General features: G+C 72.6%; 24 protein-coding genes. 14 read left to right on the top strand and 10 right to left on the bottom strand.

Annotation, left to right across the window (positions count from 1 at the left end; translation table 11 throughout):
* The first annotated feature begins 76 nt into the window (after positions 1 to 76).
* Together dapF and ACIF9R_RS08625 are read left to right on the top strand one after the other, a co-directional pair.
* Complete coding sequence (gene dapF, locus ACIF9R_RS08630; protein ID WP_399976164.1) at positions 77 to 1,084, top strand: diaminopimelate epimerase; 1,008 nt, start codon at positions 77 to 79, stop codon at positions 1,082 to 1,084.
* A gap of 80 nt (positions 1,085 to 1,164) precedes the next feature.
* Positions 1,165 to 2,256: a fatty acid desaturase gene (locus ACIF9R_RS08625; RefSeq protein ID WP_399976162.1), complete on the top strand. Its 1,092-nt coding sequence runs from the start codon at positions 1,165 to 1,167 to the stop codon at positions 2,254 to 2,256.
* Positions 2,257 to 2,459: 203 nt separating this feature from the next.
* Here ACIF9R_RS08625 and ACIF9R_RS08620 read toward each other — a convergent pair whose 3' ends face one another.
* Both ACIF9R_RS08620 and ACIF9R_RS08615 read right to left on the bottom strand, forming a co-directional pair.
* Positions 2,460 to 2,669 (bottom strand): DUF397 domain-containing protein, encoded by a 210-nt coding sequence (locus ACIF9R_RS08620; RefSeq protein WP_399976160.1) that lies wholly within the window; start codon positions 2,667 to 2,669, stop codon positions 2,460 to 2,462.
* Positions 2,666 to 3,544 (bottom strand): helix-turn-helix transcriptional regulator, encoded by an 879-nt coding sequence (locus ACIF9R_RS08615; protein ID WP_399976157.1) that lies wholly within the window; start codon positions 3,542 to 3,544, stop codon positions 2,666 to 2,668. The genes ACIF9R_RS08620 and ACIF9R_RS08615 overlap by 4 nt, the downstream gene beginning before the upstream one ends.
* 151 nt (positions 3,545 to 3,695) lie before the next feature.
* Here ACIF9R_RS08615 and ACIF9R_RS08610 point away from each other — a divergent pair, with 151 nt between their 5' ends.
* The 3 genes from ACIF9R_RS08610 (at position 3,696) to ACIF9R_RS08600 (ending at position 5,601) form a co-directional block, all read left to right on the top strand.
* The gene (locus tag ACIF9R_RS08610) at positions 3,696 to 4,136 is read left to right on the top strand and encodes an ATP-binding protein (protein WP_399976643.1); all 441 of its coding nucleotides are present in this window, start codon (positions 3,696 to 3,698) and stop codon (positions 4,134 to 4,136) included.
* 244 nt (positions 4,137 to 4,380) lie between these two features.
* On the top strand, positions 4,381 to 5,268 hold the full coding sequence (locus ACIF9R_RS08605) for a helix-turn-helix domain-containing protein (protein WP_399976154.1): 888 nt from the start codon (positions 4,381 to 4,383) through the stop codon (positions 5,266 to 5,268).
* Between the two features lie 63 nt (positions 5,269 to 5,331).
* Positions 5,332 to 5,601: a hypothetical protein gene (locus ACIF9R_RS08600; protein ID WP_399976151.1), complete on the top strand. Its 270-nt coding sequence runs from the start codon at positions 5,332 to 5,334 to the stop codon at positions 5,599 to 5,601.
* 63 nt (positions 5,602 to 5,664) lie between these two features.
* Here the strand turns inward: ACIF9R_RS08600 and ACIF9R_RS08595 are convergent, their stop codons facing one another.
* Positions 5,665 to 6,591: a DUF3027 domain-containing protein gene (locus ACIF9R_RS08595; protein WP_399976148.1), complete on the bottom strand. Its 927-nt coding sequence runs from the start codon at positions 6,589 to 6,591 to the stop codon at positions 5,665 to 5,667.
* Between the two features lie 592 nt (positions 6,592 to 7,183).
* On the opposite strand from ACIF9R_RS08595, the gene ACIF9R_RS08590 reads away from it, so the two are divergent.
* The 4 genes from ACIF9R_RS08590 to ACIF9R_RS08575 all read left to right on the top strand — a co-directional run bounded on the left by ACIF9R_RS08590 (position 7,184) and on the right by ACIF9R_RS08575 (position 11,127).
* A complete protein-coding gene (locus ACIF9R_RS08590; protein ID WP_399976146.1) occupies positions 7,184 to 8,623 on the top strand; it encodes an MFS transporter in 1,440 nt (479 codons plus the stop codon).
* A gap of 84 nt (positions 8,624 to 8,707) precedes the next feature.
* Positions 8,708 to 9,166, top strand: a complete 459-nt coding sequence (locus tag ACIF9R_RS08585) for a DUF2771 domain-containing protein (protein ID WP_399976640.1) — start codon at positions 8,708 to 8,710, stop codon at positions 9,164 to 9,166.
* Between the two features lie 23 nt (positions 9,167 to 9,189).
* The gene (locus ACIF9R_RS08580; RefSeq protein WP_399976143.1) at positions 9,190 to 9,897 is read left to right on the top strand and encodes a futalosine hydrolase; all 708 of its coding nucleotides are present in this window, start codon (positions 9,190 to 9,192) and stop codon (positions 9,895 to 9,897) included.
* Between the two features lie 315 nt (positions 9,898 to 10,212).
* Complete coding sequence (locus ACIF9R_RS08575) at positions 10,213 to 11,127, top strand: 1,4-dihydroxy-6-naphthoate synthase (RefSeq protein WP_399976141.1); 915 nt, start codon at positions 10,213 to 10,215, stop codon at positions 11,125 to 11,127.
* A gap of 147 nt (positions 11,128 to 11,274) precedes the next feature.
* Here ACIF9R_RS08575 and ACIF9R_RS08570 read toward each other — a convergent pair whose 3' ends face one another.
* Positions 11,275 to 11,658 (bottom strand): cold-shock protein, encoded by a 384-nt coding sequence (locus ACIF9R_RS08570; RefSeq protein ID WP_399976138.1) that lies wholly within the window; start codon positions 11,656 to 11,658, stop codon positions 11,275 to 11,277.
* Positions 11,659 to 11,825: 167 nt separating this feature from the next.
* Here ACIF9R_RS08570 and ACIF9R_RS08565 point away from each other — a divergent pair, with 167 nt between their 5' ends.
* On the top strand, positions 11,826 to 12,092 hold the full coding sequence (locus tag ACIF9R_RS08565; protein ID WP_399976135.1) for a hypothetical protein: 267 nt from the start codon (positions 11,826 to 11,828) through the stop codon (positions 12,090 to 12,092).
* 47 nt (positions 12,093 to 12,139) lie between these two features.
* Here the strand turns inward: ACIF9R_RS08565 and ACIF9R_RS08560 are convergent, their stop codons facing one another.
* Positions 12,140 to 12,787 (bottom strand): HAD family hydrolase, encoded by a 648-nt coding sequence (locus ACIF9R_RS08560; RefSeq protein WP_399976133.1) that lies wholly within the window; start codon positions 12,785 to 12,787, stop codon positions 12,140 to 12,142.
* A gap of 190 nt (positions 12,788 to 12,977) precedes the next feature.
* Positions 12,978 to 13,976 (bottom strand): hypothetical protein, encoded by a 999-nt coding sequence (locus tag ACIF9R_RS08555; protein WP_399976131.1) that lies wholly within the window; start codon positions 13,974 to 13,976, stop codon positions 12,978 to 12,980.
* Positions 13,977 to 14,093: 117 nt separating this feature from the next.
* Here ACIF9R_RS08555 and ACIF9R_RS08550 point away from each other — a divergent pair, with 117 nt between their 5' ends.
* Positions 14,094 to 16,841, top strand: coding sequence for a helicase-associated domain-containing protein (locus ACIF9R_RS08550; protein WP_399976129.1), 2,748 nt, complete (start codon positions 14,094 to 14,096; stop codon positions 16,839 to 16,841).
* A gap of 779 nt (positions 16,842 to 17,620) precedes the next feature.
* Positions 17,621 to 19,264 (top strand): DNA repair helicase XPB, encoded by a 1,644-nt coding sequence (locus tag ACIF9R_RS08545; protein ID WP_399976126.1) that lies wholly within the window; start codon positions 17,621 to 17,623, stop codon positions 19,262 to 19,264.
* Positions 19,265 to 19,364: 100 nt separating this feature from the next.
* Here the strand turns inward: ACIF9R_RS08545 and ACIF9R_RS08540 are convergent, their stop codons facing one another.
* Together ACIF9R_RS08540 and ACIF9R_RS08535 are read right to left on the bottom strand one after the other, a co-directional pair.
* Positions 19,365 to 20,153: an ABC transporter permease gene (locus ACIF9R_RS08540; RefSeq protein WP_399976123.1), complete on the bottom strand. Its 789-nt coding sequence runs from the start codon at positions 20,151 to 20,153 to the stop codon at positions 19,365 to 19,367.
* On the bottom strand, positions 20,150 to 21,106 hold the full coding sequence (locus tag ACIF9R_RS08535; RefSeq protein ID WP_399976120.1) for an ATP-binding cassette domain-containing protein: 957 nt from the start codon (positions 21,104 to 21,106) through the stop codon (positions 20,150 to 20,152). The genes ACIF9R_RS08540 and ACIF9R_RS08535 overlap by 4 nt, the downstream gene beginning before the upstream one ends.
* A gap of 244 nt (positions 21,107 to 21,350) precedes the next feature.
* On the opposite strand from ACIF9R_RS08535, the gene ACIF9R_RS08530 reads away from it, so the two are divergent.
* The gene (locus ACIF9R_RS08530; protein ID WP_399976117.1) at positions 21,351 to 22,199 is read left to right on the top strand and encodes a helix-turn-helix domain-containing protein; all 849 of its coding nucleotides are present in this window, start codon (positions 21,351 to 21,353) and stop codon (positions 22,197 to 22,199) included.
* A gap of 107 nt (positions 22,200 to 22,306) precedes the next feature.
* Here the strand turns inward: ACIF9R_RS08530 and ACIF9R_RS08525 are convergent, their stop codons facing one another.
* Both ACIF9R_RS08525 and ACIF9R_RS08520 read right to left on the bottom strand, forming a co-directional pair.
* Positions 22,307 to 22,492, bottom strand: coding sequence for a hypothetical protein (locus ACIF9R_RS08525; RefSeq protein WP_399976114.1), 186 nt, complete (start codon positions 22,490 to 22,492; stop codon positions 22,307 to 22,309).
* 225 nt (positions 22,493 to 22,717) lie between these two features.
* Complete coding sequence (locus ACIF9R_RS08520; RefSeq protein ID WP_399976112.1) at positions 22,718 to 23,590, bottom strand: aldo/keto reductase family oxidoreductase; 873 nt, start codon at positions 23,588 to 23,590, stop codon at positions 22,718 to 22,720.
* Positions 23,591 to 23,683: 93 nt separating this feature from the next.
* On the opposite strand from ACIF9R_RS08520, the gene ACIF9R_RS08515 reads away from it, so the two are divergent.
* Positions 23,684 to 24,571, top strand: coding sequence for a helix-turn-helix domain-containing protein (locus ACIF9R_RS08515; protein WP_399976109.1), 888 nt, complete (start codon positions 23,684 to 23,686; stop codon positions 24,569 to 24,571).
* The last annotated feature ends 127 nt before the right edge of the window (positions 24,572 to 24,698 follow it).

Raw genomic sequence — 24,698 nt, 5'->3', positions numbered from 1 at the left:
ACAACCACCGGACAGTGACCGTACGTACGCGCCGAGTGACATCTCACGGTACGCAGATCCGGCCACGCTGAGTGATGTGAATCAGCAAACCGTGCTCACCAAGGCCCACGGCTCCCGGAACGACATCTTTGTCGTCGACGGTGCGCCGCTCGACTACTTCGCCTCGGCGGACGAGCTGACCCGGGCCGTCGGGCTGCTGTGCGACCGCAAGCGTGGGCTGGGCGGTGACGGGGTGTACTTCGTGGCCGACCACGGCGACGGTACGGCGCGGGCCTGGTTCTACAACCCCGACGGATCCGAGGCGCTGCTCTGCGGGAACGGGATGCGGTGCGCCGGCCGGATACTGCTGGACCGGCACCGGGCCGAGTCGGTCGTGGTCGAGCAGGGGCCCTACTCCTTCACCGTGCGCGACCGGGGCCGTACCTCCCACGGTGTACGGCAGGTCTCCGTGGAACTGCCCGCCGTCGACTTCGCACCCGGCGAGCCGATCGTCGCGGAGGCGGGGCCGCACGGCGAGTACGTGGACCGGCTGCTTCCGGCTTTCCACGCGTCACGGCACGTGACGGCGGTCGCGGTACCGAACTCGCACCTGATCACAGTGATCGACGCCTACGACGAGGCGGAACTGATCGAGACCGGGCGACGCGTCGCCGGTTCCCCGGGGGTCTTCCCGATCGGCGCCAACCTCTCCTTCGTGCTGCCGCTGTCCGATGACGAGGTGTTCATCCACACCTACGAGCGAGGCGCCGGACTGACCCCGTCGTGCGGTTCGGGCATCGCGGCCTCCCGCGCCACCCTGTCCCGCCTCGGGCTCGTCGACCCGGAGCGGCCGGTGACCGTACGCAACCCGGGAGGCGTCGCCCGGAGCTACCTCCAGACGGTCGGTGACGCGTGGCAACCGGTCCTGGAGGGCAACGCCACCCTCGTGTACGACGCCGAACTCGACCCCGCGGTGCTTCTCGGGGACGGTCCGGTGACCTACGAGGGTGCCGCACACATGGCGGAAATCAGCGCGTTCGCCGAGCTCAGCCGGGAAAACATGAAGGTGCTGCACGAGGCGGGCGTCCACCCGACCGAGGTCTGACGCCACTCGGGCGTCCGTCCCGGCATGGCCCTGGCCGCGCGCAGCTGTCTGCCGGGCTTGGGCTATGGGGAGGGGACGGCGTGGGGGAACTGTCGGCCGGCCTGTTGGCGATCGCGGCCGGAATCGCGGTGCGGCAGGCGGACCGGTGGTGGTTCAGTCCGGCGCGGGGGCGACGGCACGGACCGGACTCGCTCCGGTCCGTGATGGGACTCCAACGCGAGCGACTGAACAACGTCACACCCGTCCTCCTGCTATGGGGCCACTGGCTGGAGTTCGCCGGGTGGTGCGCGGTGGCCATGCACGGCTGGCCCTGGGGCTGGGCGGTCGCCGCACTCGCGGGCGCGGTGAAATTCCGCCATCTCCAGGAGGTCAGCCACTTCGCCGTGCACGGCGTACTGACGCGGGGCGGCCGACTGAACACGTTGCTCGCCGAGGCTGCCGTCCACATCCCGCTCGGCTTCGTCCCCGTCGCCGTACGCCGCCGTCGGCACGTACGTGAGCACCATCCGAACGCGACGATCGCCGGAGCCGATCCGAACCTGGCGGAACTCCACGCGGCGGGTTTACGGCCTGGGGCCACGACGGCGCGGTACGCACTCGCGCTGATCCATCCGCTCACCCCGGCCGGTGCGTACGGCACCGTTCGCGGCCTGACCGGCCTCTGGCGGGAAGCGGGTGCCGGACGGCTGCGGGCGGCCGGTCCGTTCATGGTCACGGCGGCCCTCACCGTGACCTTCGGCTGGGAGGCGGCCGTGTTCGCCTTCGTACTGCCCCGGCTGCTCCTGTACCCCCAGCTCGCCTGGATGTCCCTGCTCGTCGAACACCGCTGGTTCGACCCGGAGCCGGTGACCGGACCACCCGTCGCGGTGGAAGCGGGCCGCTGCCTGCGGCTGTACCCGCGGAATGCGCTCCTCGCCCTGCTGGCCCGCGGCACCTGGCTCCCGTACGGCGACCTGTACCACTTCGCCCACTCCGCACACCCTGCCGTGCGCTGGAACTACCTCCCCGCGCTGGAACGCGCCCTGGGCGGCCCCGCCTACCGGCCGCACGCCCTGCTGCTGGGCGAGTCGGCGGTACTCCGGCGCCATCGGCGGGCCCTCGCATCGGGTCGCGTCCCGCGAGGTGGTGTAAGCGATCAGGCGCTTCGCCCTCCGGTACCCGGCTCGCGATGATCTCCACGTCGGCGCGGCACGTGAAGTGGCCCGGTCAGGCGCCGGGAGTGCCCCAGCCGGTCGACGTGCCCGGAGTGACCTGCGAGTTCCGGTCCGTTGATCGGCTACACCACCCGGCGGGACGCCATCTCGCATCGGCCTCCGGGCCGCCCCTGGACCGACTGGTCCGCCTGCTGTTCGAGTAGGCGGACCAGACCTCACGATCAGGCTTCGGGCACGTACGGGACGAACGCCGCCCATGCGCCCGGCTCGAAGGCGAGGCAGGGTCCTTCGGTGTTCTTGGAGTCACGGACGTGGACGGTGCCCGAGGTGAGGGCCAGTTCGACGCAGGACTCACCGTTGGTGCCACTGCTGTAGCTGCTCTTGAACCACGCCAGGTCGGACGCGTTTCCGGTCGATGCCTTGTGCATCATGTTTCTCCCAGCAGACGCTCGAGGAAGGCCAGTGACTCCCGGGGGGTGAGAGCCTGTGCCCGGATAGCGCTGAACTGCAGCTCGAGAATCCGGAGCTGCCGGGGCTCGGAGACGGGACGAGCGTTGAACGCTCCATCGCCACGTCCTACGGCTGTACCGTCCGCGAACTTCAGCAGCTCGATCTTGCCATCCAGACCCGGGTGGGCGTCGCTCTTGGTCGGCATCACCTGAAGTGTGACGTTCCACAACCGCCCTAGCTCCAGCAGACGTTCGAGCTGTCGTTGCCACACCATTGTGCCCCCGACTTCGCGACGCAGCGGCGCCTCTTCCATCACGAAGTGAATCGCGGGCCCCGGGTCTCGCTCGAAGACGGTCTGCCGCGCCAGCCGGGCGGTCACCATGCGTTCCACATCGTCCGGCGAGTACGGCGGCTGACAGGCTTCGAACAGAGCACGCGCATGCTCCGGCGTCTGCAACAGCCCGTGGATACTGTTGCACTCGTACAGGCCGATCTCTACGGCCTTACCCTCCAACTTCCCCAGGGCTCGAACCTTCTTCGGGTACCGGACCTTCTTCACGTCCTCCCAGGCCGCCGCGATCAGCCCGCCCGCGTCCAGGACTTCGTCCGCCTTGTCCAGGAACTCCTGGCGGGGGATCCGTTTGCCGCCCTCGATCTTGTACACCATGTCTTCGCCGTACCCGACGACCCGGCCGAAGTCGGCGGCCCGCATCCCCGCCGCCTCGCGGCGCAGCTTCAGTTGCCGTCCGACGGTCGTGATGACCGCGACGCCCCACTCGTCGTCCGGGTCCACCTCCCAGCCCGGCTCGTCCGCCTCGGTCTTGAGTTGACCCGTCTCCGTCTCGACCGCTGTCATACCGCACCTCTCCCTCGGGACCGTCCGTGACGCCACCCGGCGCCCTACCCGTACCAACCGTCGGAACAGCCACGACAGCACCGGACAAACACCGGACAGTGACCGTACGTACGCACTGAGTCACCTTCCACGGTACGCAGATCCGGCCACGCTGGGTGACGTGAATCAGCAAATCGCCGAACCCGCCGCCCCCGTCCGCAACTTCACCGTGCTGCTGTCCCCCACACCCCGCGGTGCTCGTCTCGCCCGGCTGCTCGGGGCGGAACAACTCCGTTCCTGGGGGCTGCCGATGGATCCCGCCCGCCAGGTCATCGCGGAACTGGCCGTCAACGCGGCGACCCACGGTCGCGTCCCCAGCCGGGACTTCCGGCTCACGCTCTACGTCGTGGCCGACACCCTCCGTATCGAGGTGACCGACACCAAGGGCGAGCGGCTTCCCCAGCCTCAACAGGTCACTGCCGAATCCGAGTCCGGCCGGGGCCTGCTGCTGGTCGAAGCGCTCGCGGACCGCTGGGGCGTATCCGAGGGCCGCTTCCCCCGCAAAACCGTCTGGGCCGAACTGCGGCTCACGGAACCGGAACCCGAGTTCTGAAGCTCCGGTGCCTTCGGCGCCTTCCAAAACAAGAACCCGGGGAGAAAGAACCCCACCAAGCCCCACCCTTTCCCGCCCGAGGCATGCCGTCACCCGGGCGGGTGAACATCGCCGGCTCAGCTGGATTTTCGCCCCCTCAGCACCTCTACGCTCAGCGCACACCACCCGAAAAAGACTTCGGCCCCCGCCGGGACTGGCATCCCGGTGCGAGGGCCTGACCACCAAGGAAGAAAGAGGCTTCCCGATGGATACCCAAAACCCTAGCGCGCCCCCACGCGCCCAGTCAGCCGCCGACGCCAATCCGACACGATCCCGTCACCACACCGGCGGCGTCATCCACGAGAACACCCGCCACACCACCCGCTTCGTGGTGATCGGCAACCACCTCGCCCAGCACCCGGAGCTCTCGCTCCTCGCGATCGGCCTCGGCTGCCACATCCAGTCGCTGCCCGCCGGCACCCCCGTGGACATCAAGAGCCTCGCCGCCCGCTTCAAGGAGGGCACCACACGGATCGCCGCCGCCCTGCGCGATCTGGAGGCCCACGGCTACCTCCGCCGCGAGCGCGTCCGCACCCCCACCGGCCGCATCGTCACCCGCACCATCTCCTGCAACCAGCCGGGCCACCGACGCGAGGCGGCGCCCCCCGACTGCCCTCCCCCACCACCCCGGCCGGCCACGACCGACCGCACATCCAAGCCCCGCCCCCGCAAGGCCCTCCCCTCCGTCCCCCAGCCCACCCACGCCGCAGCCACCGCACTCCGCCGGCAGGCCACCGATCTCCTGGCCGGCTTGCGCCGCCACGACCCCCGTCTCCTGCTCTCCGCCACCGACACCGAGCACCTGGCACCCGGAGTCATCGCCTGGCTCGAACGCGAGGTCACCCCCACCGCCCTCCGCCACGCCCTCACCGACCGCCTCCCCGACGAACCCCTCCACCGCCCCGCCGCCTTCCTCGCCCACCGTCTCGCCGACGGGCTCCCGCCCCAGCCCCCGTACCGGGCCCCGGCCTCCCCCGCGCCCGTACGCCACGGCCTCCGCAACTGCGACGGCTGCGACCACGCCTTCCGCGCCCCCGAAACCGAAAGCCACTGCCCCACCTGCCGCACAACCGCAGCCCCCCGACCCCTCTGAGCTAGTGAGTTCACCGCACAGGGCCTGGGCAAGCACCCGGCCAAGCACCTCTGGAGGAACCTGGTGGCCGTGGACCTCTCCTTCTACAAGTCCTACCTCGTCGAAGAAATCCGGGAAGAAGCCCGCGCCGAAGCCCGTACCGAGGCTCTGGCCGAAGGCGAGACGCGCCGCGCCGCCGAGGACGTCCTGGCGGTACTCGCGGAACGTGGCCTCGACGTACCCGAGGCCGCCCGTGAGCGCATCACCAGTTGCGACGACCCCCAGACCCTGAGCCGCTGGCTCCGGCGGGCCGTCACCGCGCCGACGGCCGAAGAGGTCTTCGACACGGAGTGAGCGAGGAAGCCACGAGGGGCGGCACAGCTCTGAGCTGTCCGCCCTCGACGGCGTGACGAATGTTTATGAGTGCCCCAGCTCCGCCGACGCCGCATCCTCCGTCGCCGGGACCGAACCGGAGTCGGGGGCGGGGCGGAGGGGGAAGGGGTCGACGCGGGTCTCGTCGATGACCGGCGGGGCCGGCTGCGGGGGCTTCGGCATGACCGCGGCCTCCGAGTGGCCGCCGCAGCCGTACCCCAGGGAGACGACGTGGCCGTCGGCCGGGGAATACTCGTTGGCGCACACGCCGAAGGCCTGGCCGAGGGAGCCGCCGATGCGGGCGAGGAAGCCGCACGACATGCAGGTGGCCGGGGCCGCCTGGGCCATGGGGGTCTTCGCTCCGAACCCCTCCTCCCAGCGGTCGGCGGCGATGTGCAGGCCGTAGCGGGACAGGACTCGGGTGCGGCGCAGGCCGAGTTCCTCGGCGACCGCCGCGATCGTGCCCCGGCTCGGAGTCACCGCCGGACGGGCCGGGGTCCCCGCCGTGACCTCGGCGTCCTCGGCCTCCACCAGCTCGGCCATCTCGTCGGACACCGCGGAGTTCGGCGGCGGCTCCTCCTCGCCGGTGTAGCCCGGTTCCAGGCGGAGGTCGTCCGCGTCGGTGGGGAGGAGGTCGCCGGGGCCCATGTCGCCGGGGCGCAGCCGCTCGCTCCACGGCACCCACTCGGGTGCGAGGACGGCGTCGGGGCCGGGCAGCAGCACCGACTCGTCGACCGTGACGATCTTGGCGCGGGAGGCGCGGGCGACGGTGACGGCCCAGCGCCAGCCGCGGTAACCGGGTTCGTGGCACCCGAAGAAGTGGGTGACGACGCGGTCGCCCTCGGAGACCATTCCCTCGTGCTCGCCGACGACCCCGGGGGCGGCGGCCTCCTCGGCTGCGGCGCGGGCGAGGTCGACCGCCTCCGCGCACAGACGGTCGGGGGTGCGGCTTCGCGTTGTCGCTGCGCTCACAGGTATCGCTTCTCTCCTACGCCGTCTCACGAGTGCGCCACTCCCAGCGCGGGGGGCGGACGGAGCGGACAGGGTGACCGCGTCGACGTCCGCGCCGCAACGTGCTCGGGCGCGCCTCCATCCATTCTGCGGGATGGCTGAGATACGCACGCTACCTGTTCACGTGCGCTGGGCCTACACCGACGGTTGTTCTGGGGTGCCGCGCGCCGGTTTCGGGGGGTGCGGGTCCGTATCCGGAGGGGTGGCGACCGGTTTCACGTTCACGGTCGCGCGGGCACCGATCCGTTCGCGGCGCGCGAGCGGGGTGGTGGCGGTACGCCGGCGACATCGGCGGTACGTCGCCCCGCCCGCGCGCCGGTTTCGGGGGGTGCGCGTCCGCATCCGGAAGGGTGGCGACCGGTTTCACGTTCACGGTCGCGCGGGCACCGATCCGTTCGCGGCGCGCGAGCGCGGTGGTGGCGGTACGCCGGCGACATCGGCGGTACGTCGCCCCGCGCCGGGGCCCGCCGCGTTGCGCCGTACAGCCGCACCCCGGGTGCCGTCCGTGGCGGATACCGCACTATGCACCGCCATCTCGGGGCACTATGACGTCGTGGCTACCGCGAGGACACCCCAGGACGCCACCGGGACCGGTGGGCCGAAAGGGGTCAAGGGGAGCGGCCGACGCCTCGGTACGGGCCGGGCGGGCGGCCGTCTGCGTGCGTGCGGGCGCATCCTGCATCTCCCGGTGACGAAGACCGCCCGCGGGATCCGCCGGGCGACCCACGCGCACGGCGCCGGGGAGTCCGGGCTCGGCAAGCTGATCGAACTGCACGGAGTGAACGGCGCCGGCGATGTCATGATCACGGTTGCGCTGGCGTCCACCGTCTTCTTCTCCGTACCGACCGACGAGGCCCGCGGGCGTGTCGCCCTCTACCTCGCCATCACCATGGCGCCCTTCACGCTCCTCGCCCCCGTGGTCGGCCCGCTCCTGGACCGGGTCCCGCACGGCCGCCGTGCCGCCATGGCCGGCGCGATGCTGGCCCGCGCGCTGCTCGCGCTGGTCCTGTCCGGCGCGGTCGTCACCGGCGGGCTCGAGCTGTACCCGGCCGCGCTGGGTGTGCTGGTCTCGTCGAAGGCGTACGGGGTGGTCAGAAGCGCGGTCGTGCCGCGGCTGCTGCCACCGGCCTTCTCCCTGGTGAAGGCGAACTCACGGGTCACCCTCGGCGGCCTGCTGGCGACCGGGATCGCCGCGCCGATCGGCGCGGGGCTCCATCAGATCGGGCCGCGCTGGCCGCTGTACGGAGCGTTCGTGCTCTTCGTGACGGGCGTGTTCCTGTCCTTCCGGCTGCCGCCGAAGGTGGACTCCGCCAAGGGTGAGGCGATGGCGCTGCTCGCCGCCGACGAGCAGCATCTGCACGGGCCGCACCGGAAGTCGGACAAGCGCCCCGGCCTGCGCACCGTCGGCCCGGCCGTCACCCACGCGCTCGCCGCCAATGCCTCCATCCGCTGCCTCACCGGCTTCCTGATCTTCTTCCTGGCGTTCCTGCTGCGCGAGCATCCGATGTCCGGCCAGAGCGCCGCGGTGTCGCTCGGCATCGTGGGGGTGTCGGCCGGTACGGGAAACGCGCTCGGTACGGCGGTCGGGGCGGGGCTGCGGAACCGCGCCCCGGAGATCATCATCGTGACGGTGGTGGCGTGTGTGCTGAGCGCGGCGATCGTGGCCGCCGCGTTCTTCGGCGCGGTCCTGGTGGCGTGTCTCGCCGCGATCGCCGGGTTCGCGCAGGCGCTGGCCAAGCTGTCGCTGGACGCGCTGATCCAGCGGGACGTGCCCGAGTTCGTGCGGAGCTCGGCGTTCGCTCGGTCGGAGACGCTGCTGCAGATGTCGTGGGTGCTGGGCGGCGCGATCGGCATCGTGATGCCGCTGAACGGGTCGCTGGGGCTGGCCGTGGGCGCGTCGATCGTCGCGACGGGCTGGCTGACCACGGTCCGCGGGCTGATCCGTTCGGCCCGGCAGGGGCCCGGGCACGGCGGGCGGGCGCGAGTGGCGTAACGCTCCGGCCACGCCGTACCCCCACGTGGGGGGCGCGGCACACCTGACCGATAACCTTCGCCCATGACCACGTTGCAATCCGTAGTGCGACGCCGCCGCGCCGTCGCCGCCGCCGGCGCCGTATCCGCCGGACTGCTCGTCCTGGCCGCCTGTGACAAGCCGACGTCGATCGCCACCATCACGGTGGGCGGCGACTCGGTGAGCTCCGAGGCCACCTGTGGCGGGGAGGGCGAGGCCCTCAAGGCCGCCGCCCTGAACAAGTGCCTGCAGGACAAGGGCATCGACGAGATCTCGGTCGACCCCACCGAGAGCGTGCGCTTCGGCGTCGACCCGGACATCGCCGACAAGGGCTGGACCATTTTGATGAACGGTCAGCCGCTGGTCGAGTCCAGCAAGAAGACCTACCAGTCGATCCCGGGCAGCGTGTTCTTCAACGCCCAGTACGGCGCCCAGGGCGACTCGACCCTGGTGTCGATCAAGGAGGGCGAGGACGAGACCACGGGTCTGTGGTCCTTCCGGCTGAAGAAGGACGAGGACGACTGATCACGTCCTCCGTACGATTTCTCGTGGCCACCGCCGTCCCCGCCGAGCGGGACGCGGTGGCCGAGGCGTTCCGGGGGCGGCCGGTGCGGGAGGTGCGAGGCCCCGGTGCCGCCCTGCACCGGGTGGCCGACGGCCCCGACCTGCTCGCCGCCGGGGTCGGCCCCGCGCTCGCCGCCGCGTCCACGGCCGCCGCGCTGACCGCGGCCGCCCTCGACGGCCGGCCCTACGGCCTGGTCGTCTCCGCCGGGATCGCCGGCGGTTTCCCGCCGCACGCGCCCCTCGGCTCGCTCGTCGTCGCGGACGAGATCACCGCGGCCGATCTGGGCGCCGAGACGGCCGACGGCTTCCTGCCGGTCACCGACCTCGGCTTCGGCACCGTCACCCACCGTCCGCCCGCCGCCCTGGTGCGGGAGGCCGCCGCCGCGGCCGGCGCGCTCACCGGAACCGTGCTCACCGTCTCGACGGTGACCGGGACCGCCGCCCGCGCCGACGCGCTCCGCGCGCGTCACCCACGTGCCCTCGCCGAGGCCATGGAGGGCTTCGGGGTCGCCGAGGCCGCCGCCGCGCACGGCGTGCCCGTGCTGGAGGTACGGGCGGTGTCGAACCCCGTCGGCCCGCGCGACCGCGCCGCCTGGCGCATCGGCGACGCCCTCGGCGCCCTCACCGAGGGGTTCGGGAAGCTCGCGCCCGTCCTGGAGAGTTGGATGCAGCTTGACATCTCCCGCAGCTGAAGCAGGGGAATTCAACCCTCACGGGTTGAGCTTTCTGCTTCATCGACAGCAGCCGACCCGAACAAACGGCGAGGACTGGTGTGCCAGTCATCGGTCTTACGCCGGCTCCACAGACCTGACATCCCGCCGGCCCGGCGGTAGACCCGGCCGACTTGGTTCTCGCCGACCGGGCAATTCGGAACCTATCACTCATCTGAAGGGCGTGGCTGCCGGACGACGAACCGCCCTGGCGGCGATCCGTCTTTGCCTGCCCTGCTCCGCAGGGGCCCGATTCATCCCCGCCCCGAAGGACGGGGTTTCCTCGGAGGAGATCCGATGACCATCAGTGAGCAGCGGCGACTGCGGATCGCCTACTCCCCCTGCCCCAACGACACCTTCGTCTTCGACGCCCTCGCCCACGGGCGCGTCCCGGACGCGCCCGCCGTCGACGTCACCTTCGCCGACATCGACCTCACCAACAGCATGGCCGAGCGCGGCGAGCTGGACGTGCTGAAGGTGTCGTACGCGGTGCTGCCGTACGTCCTCGACGACTACGCGCTGCTGCCCTGCGGGGGTGCGCTGGGGCGGGGCTGCGGGCCGCTGGTGCTGACCCGGGAGGCCGGGGCGGACCTGACCGGCCGTACGGTCGCCGTGCCGAGTGAGCGGTCGACGGCCTATCTGCTGTTCCGGCTGTGGGCGGCGGACGTGCTGGGAACCAAGGGGGGCGGGCCCGCAGGGCCCTCCGGTGAGGGCGGTGGTGGGCGACGGGCGGGCGGGGTCGGGGAGATCGTGGTGATGCCGTTCCACGAGATCATGCCCGCCGTGCGGGACGGGAAGGTCGACGCGGGGCTCGTCATCCACGAGGCGCGCTTCACGTACCGGACCTACGGGCTGCACAAGCTCGCCGACATGGGCGAGCACTGGGAGCGGACCACCGGGCTGCCGATCCCGCTCGGCGCGATCATCGCCAGGCGGTCGCTGGGCGAGCAGACGCTGATCCGGCTCGCCGACTCGATCCGTACCTCGGTACGGGCCGCGTGGGACGACCCCGAGGCGTCGCGCCCGTACGTCATGGAGCACGCCCAGGAGATGGACCCGGCCGTGGCCGACCAGCACATCGGGCTGTACGTCAACGAGTTCACGGCCGATCTCGGCGAGGACGGCTACGCGGCCGTCCGGGGGCTGCTCACGCGCGCGGCGGCCGAAGGGCTGGTGCCGCCCCTCGGCCCGGACGCGCTGCGGTTTCCCTGAGATTCCGGGCCCGGCCCGTGCGTCCGGCACGGGCCTCGCCCGTACTTGGGCCTGTCCGGCGGATCACGCCGGAGACGCGGGGTCCGGCACGCCCATCTGGGCTGCAAGGCGCCGTAGCTTTCCTCCGACTTGATCCGCCGGACAGGCCTAGACGTCGAGCTGATCGGCGACCGCGCGGAGCAGGCCGGCGATCTTCTTGCCGGCCGCCCGGTCGGGGTAGCGGCCCCGCTCCAGCGCGGGCGTGATGTTCTCCAGCAGGGTCGTCAGATCCTGGACGATGGAGGCCAGCTCGTCCGGCTTCTTGCGCTGGGCGACCGCGACCGACGGGGTCGGGTCGAGCACGGTCAGGGAGAGTGCCTGGTCCCCGCGCTGTCCGGCGACCACGCCGAACTCCACGCGCTGGCCCGGCTTCAGGGCCTCGACTCCGGCGGGGAGGACCGAGGAATGCACGAAGACGTCGCCGCCGTCGTCACGGGAGAGAAAGCCGAAGCCCTTCTCGCTGTTGAACCACTTCACCTTGCCGGTGGGCACGTCTGTCCTCGTCCTCGTACTCGTCGGGAAAACTGCTTCGGAAAAACGGGTCCTGATAGCACTCGGGCGGGCCCCGATGACCCGCCGGTACCCAGGCTAATGGTCTTCGGGCCGGTGACAAGACGTCACCGGGTTGTTCCTCTCGGCCAGGGAACTACCCTGGTCCAGTGCGTGACAAAACCCAAGCGAATTCCGCGGCGCCCGGTGACGGTCTGGTCCGTGCCGGAGGCATTGTCTTCATCGTCGGTGCTGTGGCCACTTTGGTCACCGTGGCACCGCTGTTCCTCGGCACGTCGCCCTTTCCGACGTACATGTTCGTCCTGAGCATGCTGATGGGGGTCGGATTCCTGATGGCCGGCGCGGGTGTGCTGCGCTCGGCCGCGGCGGGGCGGCGCAGGGCGCGGGACGGCCGGTCTCAGTTGTCCGAGGGGTAAGAGGGGTAAGAGTAGGCGTTCTCCGTGGGCTGGGTGGCCTCCGTGGGCTAGGCGTTCCCTGTGGGCACGTACTCGGTGCGATAGTCCGAAAACCATCGCGGGAATTCGGTCAGTGCGGTGAGGACGACGTCCGCGCCGGCCCCGTGCAGCTCCGTGGCGTCGCACGGGCCGCTGGCGACCCCGACGGAGAGCGCCCCGGCGGTCCGCGCGCCGCGCACGTCGCCCACGTGGTCGCCGACGTAGACGGCGGCCCGGTGCTCGCGCAGCGCCAGCGCCTTCTGCTCGGCCCACAGGCCGCCGATCACGGCGTCCGGCTCGATGCCGAGGTGCGCCAGGTGCAGCTTCGCGTTGGGCTCGTGCTTCGCCGTGACGACGATCGCGCGCCCGCCCCCGTCCCGTACGGCCGCTATCGCCTCACGGGCGCCGGGCAGGGCGGGCGTGGGCGTGATGGCGTACGCCGGGTACATCGCGCGGTACAGGTCCGCGGCCTCGGCGACCCGGTGGGCCGGGAACCAGTTGATCAGCTCGTCCACCAGCGGCGGCCCGAGCCGGCTGACCGCGAGCTCGGCGTCGATGTACGTGCCGGTCCGCTGGGCCAGCGCGAGGTAGCAGGCGCGGATGCCGGGGCGGGAGTCGATGAGGGTCATGTCGAGGTCGAAGCCGACGGTGGGTGGGAGGGGGGTGGTGGAGGGCATGCCGGTCATTGTGCCGGGGGCCTGGCCGGCCTGGTCGCGGGTGGTCGGTCGGGTGGGGGCGGGTGGAAGGTGTTTCGCCCCCGCCGCCCCTTCCCGTCCCGTCCCCGGGGGCTCCGCCCCCGGACCCCCGCTCCTCAAACGCCGGAGGGGCTGAGTTCGGGCGGAGGGGCTGAGGTGCAGGGGACCGGGTTCAGCCCTGCTGTCGTTGGGAGCGCCAGATCAGGAACAGGGCCGAGGTGATGGCGGCGATCCTGATCACCCACGGCCAGGTCTCCGTGATCGCGGTGTTCATGTGCCCCTCGGCGATGGGCTCGCCCCAGCGCTTCGCCGTCCTCCCCCACAGCCACAGCACACCGCCCGTGAGTGCGAGGCCCGGGATGATGACGACCGCCGCCTTCGACTCCGCCGGGCTGAGCCGGCGCGAGGCGTAGGCGATGAGCCAGCCGAGGATCAGGGCGAACCAGCTCCCGAGCACCGCGCCCGCGACCAGCAGCCCGGCGGCGAGCAGCAGCAGCGGGTTGCTCCAGCGCCGCGACGGCAGCCGCAGCAGGCGGCGCCGGCCCGGCGCGGCGTCCTCCGCCTCCGCCACGGCGACCGGCTCGGCGGCGGCCTCCGGTGCGGCCTCCTCCCGCTCCTTCGCCGGCGGCGGCTTGAGCAGTTCCGGGATCTCCACGCCGCCCACGAACCCCGGTACCTCGTCGCCGATGCCGAACGCGCTGCTGTCCCCCCGCCACCAGTCGGGCCGGCCGCCGCCGTCCCCGAGTTCGTCCGTACTGGCCCGGTGCGGCGGGGACGGTACGCCGGAGGGCGCGGGGTCCGCCGGTGCGGCCGGGCGGGGCCGGGGCACGACCCGGCGCAGCGCCCCCTTCGCGCGCTCACCACGGGCACCGGCACCACGCTCCGGGTCGCGCTGCTCCGGGACGGCGGCGGGCGGGACGGGGGCGTCCGGGGCGGCACCGGTGCCGTCCTCCGCCGCCACCACGACCTCGGTCGGCGTACCGATACGGGAGATGATGCGGCGCACCGCGGCCGGGGAGTCGACCACGGCCTTCGCCCTGCGCCGGTCGATCTCGTCGCGCAGCTCGGCGACCAGCCGCATACGGGCTGCCGACGGCAACTGGCGCTGCTGCGCGACATCGCCGACGCGGCTCAGATATTCGTAGACGACCTGGTCACTCTCGATACCCACGAAGTCCCCTCCGGGACGGATGCGCCTGGACACCGTCGCCCGACGGTACCGCGAGCGGGCCCGGCCGGCCCAACTCCCGGCACCCCATGGACGTACCCAGGCGCTAACGTGAGGCGGATGAGCACCGAGGAGAAGCCCGCGGCGGCCCCCCGATCCCTCGCCGAGGCCCTTCGGGGGCGGGACGACGTCTCCCTGGCCGCGCTGCTGCGCGCCCGGCCGGATCTCATCACGCCCGTGCCCACCGATCTCACCCAGCTCGCCACCCGGGCGGGCACCCGCGCCTCGGTCGCACGGGCCCTGGACCGGCTGGACCGGTTCACGCTGCAGACGGCCCAGGCGCTGGCGGTGGCGGCGGAGCCGTCGTCGTACGACGAGCTGCTCGGACTGCTGGCGGGCGACGACGGCGATCCGGCGGTCTCCGCCGCGCTGCCGCACGCGCTCGGGGTGCTGCGCGAGCAGGCCCTGGTGTGGGGCGGTGACGACCGGCTGCGGCTGGTGCGCACCGCCCGGGAGCTGCTGGCGCCGTCGCCGCAGCATCCGTCGCCGACGGGTCTCGGTCCGACGGTGCGGGAGGCCACCGCGGGGATGTCACCGGGGCGGATCCAGGAGATCGTGGCGACGGCGGGCCTGCCGTCCACGCACGACTCGGTCTCCGCGGTGACCGCGCTGACCGACCTGTTCAGCGACCCCGAGCGGATGTCTGCGCTGCTCGACGAGGCGCCGGCGGAGTCCGTGGAGGTGCTGGAGCGGCTGGTCTGGGGCCCGCCGTACGGGCAGGTCACCGCCGATCCCGCGGCCCGGCTGCGCTGGCTGCTGGACCGGGGGCTGCTGCTGCCGACGGCACCCGGGACGGTCGTCCTGCCGCGCGAGGTGGCGCTACGGCTGCGGGCGGGGCGGGCGCATCCGGTGCCGGAGCCGGTGCCGCCGGCCGTCGAGGCGGCCGCCACGCACCGTCCACAGGTGGTGGACGCGACGGCGGCAGGGCAGGCGCACACGGCGCTGGCGACGGTCGAGGAACTGCTGAAGGACTGGAACGAGGGCGGACCCGCGGTGCTGCGGGCCGGCGGGCTGAGCGTGCGGGACCTGAAGCGGACCGCCGTGGCCCTCGATGTGACCGAGCCGGTGGCCGCGTTCTGGGTCGAACTGGCCTACGCCGCGGGACTGCTGGCCTCCGACGGGGAGGCCGACGAGCGGTACGCGGCGACCCCGGCGTACGACGAGTGGCGCGAGCTCCCGGACGCGGAGCGGTGGGCGCGGCTGGCCACGGCGTGGCTGGCGGCGACCCGGACGGCGGGACTGGTCGGCGGGCGGGACGCGAAGGACCACACACTGTCGGCCCTGGGCCCGGGCCTGGACCGCTCGGCGGCCCCGGAGGTACGGCACCGGGTGCTGGCCCTGCTGGCCGCCCTCCCGGAGGGGGCCGCTCCGGACAGCGAGTCGGTACTGGCCCGCCTGAGGTGGGAGCGGCCACCGCGCGGTGGAAGCGGTCACCGCGCGGGAGGCGCCGCGGTGGGGGCGGAGGCCGGCCGTGGCGGGATCGCCTCACCGGCGGGCGGCGACCGCGGCGGGGCGGGCGCGGCCGGCTCGGGGGCGAGGGCCTACGCGGCCGAGGGCGGGCGCGGAGCGGTGGCCGGGTCCCCCGGTGGCGCGGGCGGGCGCGGTCCCGGGGGCGGTGGGGACGATCCGCGGGCGCGGCTCGCGCGGTGGGCGCTCGCCGAGGCGGAGATGCTGGGGGTGACCGGGCGCGGGGCCCTCTCCACGCACGGGCGGGCGTTGATCGGCGCGCCCGCTCCACGGCAGCCGGTGCCCGAGCCGGACGCGGGGACGGAGCCCGAGGGGCCGGGTGACAAGCTGCCCGTGCATCACCGGCCCACCCCGCCGCGGGCCCCGCACTCCCCCGCCGAGCAGGCCACCGCCGCCGCCGCTGCCGCCCGGCTGCTCGCGCCGCTGCTGCCGGAACCGCTGGACCACGTCCTGCTCCAGGCCGACCTGACGGCGGTGGCGCCGGGCCCGCTGGAGCGGCCGCTCGCCGACATGCTGGGGGTTCTCGCGGACGTGGAATCGAAGGGTGGCGCGACGGTCTACCGCTTCACGCCCGGCTCCGTACGGCGCGCCCTGGACGCCGGGCAGGCCGCCGCCGACCTGCACGCCTTCCTCGCCGCGCACTCCCGTACGCCGGTGCCGCAGCCGCTTGCGTATCTGATCGACGACGTGGCCCGCAGGCACGGGCACCTGCGGGTCGGCGCCGCCTCGGCGTACGTCCGCTGCGACGACGACGCGGTGCTCAGCGAGATCCTCGCCGACAAGCGCGCCGCCGGTCTTGGCCTGCGCCGGCTCGCCCCGACGGTGCTGGCCGCGCGGGCGGATCCGGCCGGGCTGCTGGAAGGGCTGCGCGCGATGGGCTTCGCCCCGGCCGCCGAGTCCGCCGAGGGCGATGTCGTGATCGCTCGGGCCGAGGCCCACCGCACCCCGCCGCGCACACCCCCCGAGCCGGTCCCGGACGGGCCGCCCGTCCCCGACGACACCCTGCTCCGCGCGGCGGTCCGCGCCGTCCGCGCCGGCGACCGGGCCACCACCGCGCCCCGCGACCCGGCCGCCGGTGACCCCTCCGGCGGCCGGGGCGCCGGGCTGCCCCGGACGGCCGCCGCCGAAACCCTCGCCACCCTGCAGGCCGCCGTCCTCACCGGCGAGGCGCTGTGGATCGGCTACGTCGACGCCGAGGGCGCGGCGAGCCGGCGCGTGATCGCCCCGGTCCGGGTCGAGGGCGGCTTCGTCACGGCGTACGACCACACCGCCGACGAGGTCCGTACGTATCCGCTGCACCGCATCACGGGCGTGGCGGAGCCGGCGGACCCGGAGGACTGAGCCGGGCACCCCCGCGCCACCCCGTCCGGGCACGCAGCCGCCCCCGCGCGCACCGCGCCCGACGGCCTGCGCCCGGCGAGCGAGGGCCCCGGCCCACCTGACCCCGGGGCCCCGGGTCACCGGAGGGGCACCCGCAGCACCGGACCTCCCGCCCACGACGGACCCGGACGATCCCAGCAACCACACGAGACGCCCCACACGTCCGCCACGCCCGGGCCCTCACCCCGAGCACCAGCACCGCCCCTCGCGATCCCGGAAACCCGGGCGGCCACCCCGGCTCACCGGAGGGGCGCCCGCAGCACCGGACCTCCCGCCCACGACGGACCCGAGCGATCCCGGCAGGGCCCGGCATGCCCGACCACACGAGACGCCCCACACGTCCCCCACGCCCGGGCCCTCACCCGGAGCACCAGCACCGCCCTCTCGATCCATCCCGGAAACCCGGGCGGCCACCCCAGCTCTCCGGAGATGTTCCCGCAGCACCGGACCTTCCCGCCCGCGCCCGACCCGAGCGATCCCGGCAGGGCCCAACGCGCCCGCCCGTCCGAGGTGCCCCGCGCTCCCCGCGCTCCCCGCGCTCCCCGCGAGCCCGGGGCACCGGCGCGCGCCGAGTCCGTCGGTGGGCAAGCTCACGTCGTCCCCGCCGAAACGGCCCAGGGCGACCGGGGCACCGGTGGCGCGCGATCAGGCAAACTGGACGTTTGGCCGGGCAGTGCACCCGCGATGCCCGTGCAGGATCCGGCCGCTTCCGTCGCCGAGGCGCAGAAAGGCAGCCGCGCGTGAATGGTCCGCTCATCGTCCAGTCCGACAAGACCCTGCTCCTTGAGGTCGATCACGAGCAGGCCGACGACTGCCGTCGGGTCATCGCGCCGTTCGCCGAGCTGGAGCGGGCGCCCGAGCACATCCACACCTACCGGGTGACCCCGCTGGGTCTGTGGAACGCGCGGGCGGCCGGGCACGACGCCGAGCAGGTCGTCGACGCCCTGGTGCAGTACAGCCGCTACCCCGTGCCGCACGCGCTGCTCGTCGACATCGCCGACACCATGGACCGCTACGGCCGGCTCACCCTGTCCAAGCACCCGGCGCACGGTCTGGTCCTCACCAGCACCGACCGGCCCGTGCTGGAGGAGGTGCTGCGCTCGAAGCGGATCGCCCCGCTCGTCGGCGCCCGCATCGACCCGGACACGGTCGTCGTGCATCCCTCGGAGCGCGGGCAGATCAAGCAGACGCTGCTCAAGCTGGGCTGGCCCGCCGAGGATCTCGCCGGGTACGTGGACGGCGAGGCGCACCCCATCGAGCTGGTCGAGGAGGGGTGGGCGCTGCGCCCGTACCAGAAGCAGGCCGTGGAGAACTTCTGGCACGGCGGCTCCGGTGTGGTCGTGCTCCCCTGCGGCGCGGGCAAGACGCTGGTCGGCGCCGGTTCGATGGCGCAGGCGAAGTCGACGACGCTGATCCTGGTGACGAACACCGTCTCGGCCCGCCAGTGGAAGCACGAGCTGGTGAAGCGGACGTCACTCACCGAGGACGAGATCGGCGAGTACAGCGGGACGAAGAAGGAGATCCGGCCCGTCACCATCGCCACCTACCAGGTGCTGACGACGCGGCGGAAGGGGATCTACCCCCACCTGGAGCTGTTCGACTCCCGGGACTGGGGTCTGATCCTCTACGACGAGGTGCATCTGCTGCCCGCGCCCGTCTTCAAGTTCACCGCCGATCTCCAGGCCAGGCGGCGGCTCGGTCTGACCGCGACCCTGGTCCGGGAGGACGGCCGCGAGTCGGACGTGTTCTCGCTGATCGGCCCGAAGCGGTTCGACGCGCCGTGGAAGGAGATCGAGGCCCAGGGCTACATCGCCCCGGCCGACTGCGTGGAGGTCCGGGTCAGCCTCACCGAGTCCGAGCGGCTGGCGTACGCGACGGCGGAGCAGGAGGAGAAGTACCGCTTCTGCTCGACGACGGCGACCAAGCAGAAGGTGACGGAGGCGCTCGTCCGGCGGTTCGCGGGGCAGCAGATCCTCGTCATCGGGCAGTACATCGACCAGCTCGACGAGCTGGGCGAGCATCTGAACGCGCCGGTGATCAAGGGCGAGACGTCGAACGCCCAGCGGGAGAAGCTGTTCGAGGCGTTCCGGCAGGGGGAGATCAGCGTCCTGGTCGTGTCCAAGGTCGCGAACTTCTCGATCGACCTGCCGGAGGCCACGGTCGCCATCCAGGTGTCGGGCACCTTCGGCTCGCGGCAGGAGGAGGCGCAGCGGCTCGGCCGGGTGCTGCGGCCCAAGGCGGACGGGCACCAGGCCCACTTCTACTCCGTGGTCGCCCGGGACACCATCGACCAGGACTTCGCGGCGCACCGCCAGCGGTTCCTCGCGGAGCAGGGGTACGCGTACCGGATCATGGACGCGGACGAGCTGCTGACCGACAACTGAGACGGTCGTCCCCGGGGCAGGTCGAAGGTCGGCACCAGGACGGACACCGAGGGCAGCAGCGACAGGCCCGCCGGCGAAACCGGGGCGGAGCCCCCGGGGGTCACTTCGGGTCGCGGTCGAACCTGGCGGCCGACCAGAAGTAGCCGAGCACGGTCAGCCCCGTGCACCAGGCCAGGGCCAGCCAGCCGTGGTGACCGATCTCGCTGCCGAGGAGCAGTCCTCGCAGGGTCTCGATCGCCGGGGTGAACGGCTGGTACTCGGCGATCGGCCGGAACCAGCCCGGCATACCGTCGACGGGGACGAAGGCGCTGGACAGCAGCGGCAGCAGGATCAGTGGCGTCGCGTTGTTGCTGGCGGCCTCGGCGTTCGGGCTGACCAGCCCCATGCCGACCGCGATCCAGGTGAGCGCCAGCGCGAACAGCACGAGCAGTCCGAACGCGGCCAGCCACTCCAGGGCGGTGGCGTCCGTCGTGCGGAAGCCGATGGCCACGGCGACGGCGCCCACGACGACCACGCTCGTCACCGACTGCAGCACGCTGCCGACGACATGTCCGATGAGCACGGCCCCCCGGTGGATGGCCATGGTGCGGAACCGGGCGACGATGCCCTCGGTCATGTCGTTGGAGACGGAGACCGCCGTGCCGATCGTGGTACTGCCGATGGTCATCAGCAGCAGGCCCGGTACAAGGTAGGCGACATACGCGGAACGGTCGGCTCCGCCGCCGATGCCCGCGCTCATCACGTCGCCGAAGACGTAGACGAAGAGCAGCAGCAACATGATCGGCGTGAGCAGCAGGTTCAGCGTGAGCGACGGGTAGCGCCGGGCGTGCAGCAGGTTGCGGCGCAGCATCGTGGACGAGTCGCGCACGGCCAGGGCGAAGGTACTCATCGGACGGCCTCCGTGGGCTGGTGGGGGACGGCGGCGCCACCGGTCAGGGCGAAGAAGACGTCGTCGAGGTCGGGGGTGTGCACGGTGAGTTCGTCCGTCTCGACGCCGGCCGAGTCGAGCCGGTCGAGGACGGAGCGCAGCTCGCGCCGGCTGCCGTCGCAGGGGATCCGCAGGACGAGGGACTCCTCGTCCCCGGAGGACCCGCGCAGCGCGGAGGCGGCGGACCGGTAGCCGGCGGGGTCGGTGAAGCGGAGCCGGACGTGTCCTCCGGGGACGAGCCGCTTGAGTTCGGCGGCGGTGCCTTCGGCGGCGATCCGGCCGTCGTGGAGCACGGCGATGCGGTGGGCGAGTTCGTCGGCCTCCTCCAGGTACTGGGTGGTGAGGAGGACGGTGACACCGCCCGTGACGAGTTCGCGGATGATCTGCCACATCGTGTGGCGGGAGCGCGGGTCGAGGCCGGTGGTCGGCTCGTCGAGGAAGATGATCCGCGGACCGCCGACCAGGGTCATGGCGATGTCGAGGCGCCGTTTCATGCCGCCGGAATAGGTGGAGGCCGGCTTCTTCGCCGCCTCGGTGAGGTCGAACCGCTCCAGCAGCTCGGCGGCCACCCGTCGCCCCTCACGCGGGGAGAGGTGGTGCAGGTCCGCCATCAGCAGCATGTTCTCCTCGCCCGTGATCAGGCCGTCCACGGCGGAGAACTGGCCGGTGACCCCGATCGCGGCCCGCACGGCCTGCGGGTCGGCGGCGAGGTCGTGGCCGCCCACCCTCAGCTCGCCGGCGTCCGCGGTGACGAGGGTGGAGAGGATCTTGACGACGGTGGTCTTGCCGGCGCCGTTCGGTCCCAGCAGGGAGAAGATCGTCCCTTCCGGGACGGTCAGGTCGACGCCGTCGAGTACGACCTTGTCGCCGTAGGACTTGTGCAGCCCGTGCGCCGCGATGGCCGAGCCGGTCATGTGGGTTCTCCGAAACACATCGTGAACTCCTTCGCGCTGCCGTTTCCAACAACAGAAACGCTACGTTGCGTTCATAATTTCGGCAACGCACTTGTTGCATACAACCCTTAAATCTCCACGCCAGAGCACCGATATCGTTGCAACGGGTCGACCCTTAACGCAACAAGCCCTCTCGCGCTCGTTGCAATGAAATGAGAGTGATCGCTATGCTGGCGGCTGCACGGACCACGAAGGAGGGATCGCGTTGCCAGGAGGCAGGCTCACCCAGCAGGAACGTCAGCAGATCGCGCTGGGACTGGCCGACGGCCTCGCCTACGCGGAGATCGCCAGGCGTCTCGATCGCCCCACCTCGACGATCACGCGTGAGGTGATGCGCAACGGCGGGCCCACCGCCTACCGCGCGGAACTCGCGCAGCGCGCCACCGAACGCCGCGCCCAACGGCGCAGACCGGCGGCGGCGTCCCGGGCGGCGAAGGCGCTCCCGGAGGCTCACGGACGCGACGCGGAGGCCGTGCGCGCGTACGAGGAGACACTCACGACCGCCTTCATCGCGTCGGGCACGCCCAGGATGATGGCCCGGGTCATGGCCTGCCTGGCCCTCACCGACAGCGGCAGCCTCACCGCCGCCGAACTCGCGCAGCGCCTCCAGGTCAGCCCGGCGACCATCTCCAAGGCGGTCACGTTCCTGGAGAGCCAGGACCTCGTCCGCCGGGAACGCGCGGAAGGCCGTCGTGAGCGCTACGGCTTCGACGAGAACATCTGGTACCGGTCGATGATGGCCAGCGCCCGTTCCACGGCGCAGATCGCCGAGACCTCACGGCAGGGTGTCGGCGTCATGGGGCCGGGCACTCCGGCCGCCACGCGCCTGGAGAACGCCGCCCGCTTCCTCGACTTCATCTCCGAGACCATGACCCGCGCCGCGGAGCAGGCCCGCGAGCTTCTGCACACACGACCCGGAACGGCCTCGGACCCGGACTCGGGATCGGGATCGGGATCGGACTCGGGATCGGGATCGGGATCGGACTCGGGATCGGGATCGGGATCGGGATCGGACGCAGACGTCACCGCCGCGTCACGTTCGGGCCGACGGTAAGGGGGCGGCCCCGTTCGGGCCGGGGGTCTCCGGCCGGGCAGCCCGGACACGACGACCGCCGCCCTGCCCGGACGGACGGGCAGACGGACGGGCGGCCGGCCGGCCGCCTACGTGCGGCGGACGCCCGCTTCCTCGCCGTACTCGCCGAGGACGATCACGTCGAAGGCGGCGCCGAGGAAGACCTTGACGGCGCGCAGGGCATCGCCGATGCGGTGCGGATGACTGCCCTGGACCGGGGTCGCGCCGGTCGGCCGGACCGGCGGTGTCGTGGGGTTGATGGTCGCTGCGCTCATATGTCCATGGTTGCTCTCCGACCCCGGTTCCGGCATCGGTCGAAGGGACCTGTTCGCGGTCCCTTCGGGTACGCCTCCAGAGCGACGGGTACCCCTCAGGCAGGACGGGGCGTCCCCTAGGGGACGCGGCATCGCCGGGGGTTGTCAGGCCCCCCGGGGGACGACGACCCGCGCGCCGCCGCCGGACCGCTGTGGGTGGTCCGGCGACAGGTCGCGAGGGGCGGATCAGCGGCCGATGGAGTCCAGTTCGGCGATGTCCTCCCCGGACAGGGTGATGCCCGCGCCGGTGATGTTCTCCCGCAGATGCGCCACCGACGACGTCCCGGGGATGAGCAGGATGTTGGGCGACCGGTGCAGCAGCCAGGCCAGGGCGACGGACATCGGGCGGGTGCCGAGCCGGGCGGCCACGGCGGAGAGCGCCGAGGACTGCAGAGGGCTGAAGCCACCCAGCGGGAAGAACGGCACATAGGCGACGCCCTGTTCGGCGAGCAGGTCGACGAGGTCGTCGTCCTGACGGTGGGCCAGGTTGTAGAGGTTCTGCACACAGACGAACGGGGCGATCGTCCGCGCCTCGGCGATCTGCTCCCTGGTCGCGTTGCTCAGGCCGAGGTGCCGGATCAGGCCCTGCTGCTGGAGTTCGACCAGGGTCTCGTACGCCGTGGCGAGCGAGCCGGGCTGCGGGCCCGCGGCGTCGCCGAGCCGCAGGTTGACGAGGTCCAGCGTCTCGACGCCGAGGTTCTCCAGGTTGCTGTGGACGGACCGGCGCAGATCGTCCGGCTCCCGGGCCGGGGGCCAGCCGCCCTGGGCGTCGCGGACCGCACCCACCTTGGTCACGATGCGCAGGGACTCGGGGTAGGGGTGCAGGGCTTCGCGGATCAGCCGGTTCGTGACGTGCGGCCCGTAGGCGTCGGCGGTGTCGATGTGGGTGATGCCGAGACGTACTGCTTCGCGCAGGACCGCGAGGGCGCCGTCGTGATCGGCCGGAGGCCCCATGACGCCGGGGCCGGTCAGCTGCATGGCCCCGTAGCCGAAGCGGGCGACGGTCAGATCGCCCATCGTCCAGGTGCCGCCGGGGAGGGATGTGGTCGAAGTGCTCATGGCCCCACCGTCCGACTCCCCGGCCGCCCGGCCCAGGTCCCTGGCGATCCTGGGAGTGACAGGGACAGGGACGAGCGGCCCCGCGCGCCTACGATGGAACGCATGCCTGAGGAGAATCTGCTCGGGGACTACCTCCGGGCGCGCCGCGAACTGGTGACCCCCGCCGACTTCGGTCTGCCGGCCCACGGGATCCGGCGGGTGCCGGGGCTGCGCCGGGAGGAAGTGGCGATGCTCGCCGGCATCAGCTCCGACTACTACCTGCGGCTGGAGCAGGGCCGTGACCGCAACCCCTCGGCGCAGGTCCTCGACGCGCTGGCCCGGGTGCTCCGGCTCGACGACACCGCGACCGGCTACCTCCACCAGCTCGCCGCGCCGCGCCCCCGCGCCCAGCGCCGGACCCCGCGGCCGGCCGTTCCGCCGGCCACGGTCCAGCTGATCGAGGCGATGGGGCTGCCGGCCTTCGTGACGGACAGGTCCCTCGACGTGATCGCGGCCAACCCGCTCGCCACCGCGCTGGCCCCGAGCATCCGCGTGGGGGAGAACCGGCTCCGGTCGTTCTTCCTCGACCCCGCCGAGCAGGCCCTGCACACGGACTGGTCCGACACGGCGTCCCGGTGCGTCGCCGCCTTCCGCCGGCGGCTCGGGCCCGAGATCGACGACCCGCGGGTCGTCCAGCTCGTCGGCGAACTCTCCCTGGCCAGCGAGGAGTTCCGGCAGGTGTGGGCACGCCACGATGTGCGGCAGCTGGGCACCGGACCGATCGGAATGAACCATCCGCAGGTCGGCGAGCTCAACCTCACCATGTCCAAACTGGACGTCGACGGTCCCGACGGCATCATGCTCGCGATCTACCACGCAGAGCCGGGGACCGCGGACGCCGAACGGCTCGCCCTGCTCGCCTCGCTGACCACGGGACCCGCGCGGCGGCCGGTCGAAGCGCCCGGCGTGCGGACGGCGGACGGTTCACCCCGTAGCGGCTGACCGGCCAGGCCACGGGTCGTACCCGGCCCGGCCACGGCGGTACCCGGCACGGCGCCCCGTCCGGCGCACAAACCGTTTGGAGCTCACCGTCCCCGCGTCCTAGAATCTCCGCTCTTGCCCGCCTCCC

The sequence above is a fragment of the Streptomyces sp. NPDC086080 genome (assembly GCF_044540255.1).
Classification (GTDB): domain Bacteria; phylum Actinomycetota; class Actinomycetes; order Streptomycetales; family Streptomycetaceae; genus Streptomyces.
This window is presented reverse-complemented; position numbering and strand designations above follow the sequence as displayed.

What these genes read in the sequence shown, in the direction of transcription:
- ACIF9R_RS08620 (WP_399976160.1), bottom strand. Translation starts at nt 2,669, where the DNA reads ATGATGCACAAGGCATCGACCGGAAACGCGTCCGACCTGGCGTGGTTC.
- ACIF9R_RS08520 (WP_399976112.1), bottom strand. Translation starts at nt 23,590, where the DNA reads ATGAGCACTTCGACCACATCCCTCCCCGGCGGCACCTGGACGATGGGC.
- ACIF9R_RS08525 (WP_399976114.1), bottom strand. Translation starts at nt 22,492, where the DNA reads ATGAGCGCAGCGACCATCAACCCCACGACACCGCCGGTCCGGCCGACC.
- ACIF9R_RS08550 (WP_399976129.1), top strand. Translation starts at nt 14,094, where the DNA reads ATGAGCACCGAGGAGAAGCCCGCGGCGGCCCCCCGATCCCTCGCCGAG.
- ACIF9R_RS08540 (WP_399976123.1), bottom strand. Translation starts at nt 20,153, where the DNA reads ATGAGTACCTTCGCCCTGGCCGTGCGCGACTCGTCCACGATGCTGCGC.
- ACIF9R_RS08605 (WP_399976154.1), top strand. Translation starts at nt 4,381, where the DNA reads ATGGATACCCAAAACCCTAGCGCGCCCCCACGCGCCCAGTCAGCCGCC.
- ACIF9R_RS08560 (WP_399976133.1), bottom strand. Translation starts at nt 12,787, where the DNA reads ATGCCCTCCACCACCCCCCTCCCACCCACCGTCGGCTTCGACCTCGAC.
- ACIF9R_RS08535 (WP_399976120.1), bottom strand. Translation starts at nt 21,106, where the DNA reads ATGACCGGCTCGGCCATCGCGGCGCACGGGCTGCACAAGTCCTACGGC.
- ACIF9R_RS08575 (WP_399976141.1), top strand. Translation starts at nt 10,213, where the DNA reads ATGACCATCAGTGAGCAGCGGCGACTGCGGATCGCCTACTCCCCCTGC.
- ACIF9R_RS08615 (WP_399976157.1), bottom strand. Translation starts at nt 3,544, where the DNA reads ATGACAGCGGTCGAGACGGAGACGGGTCAACTCAAGACCGAGGCGGAC.
- ACIF9R_RS08515 (WP_399976109.1), top strand. Translation starts at nt 23,684, where the DNA reads ATGGAACGCATGCCTGAGGAGAATCTGCTCGGGGACTACCTCCGGGCG.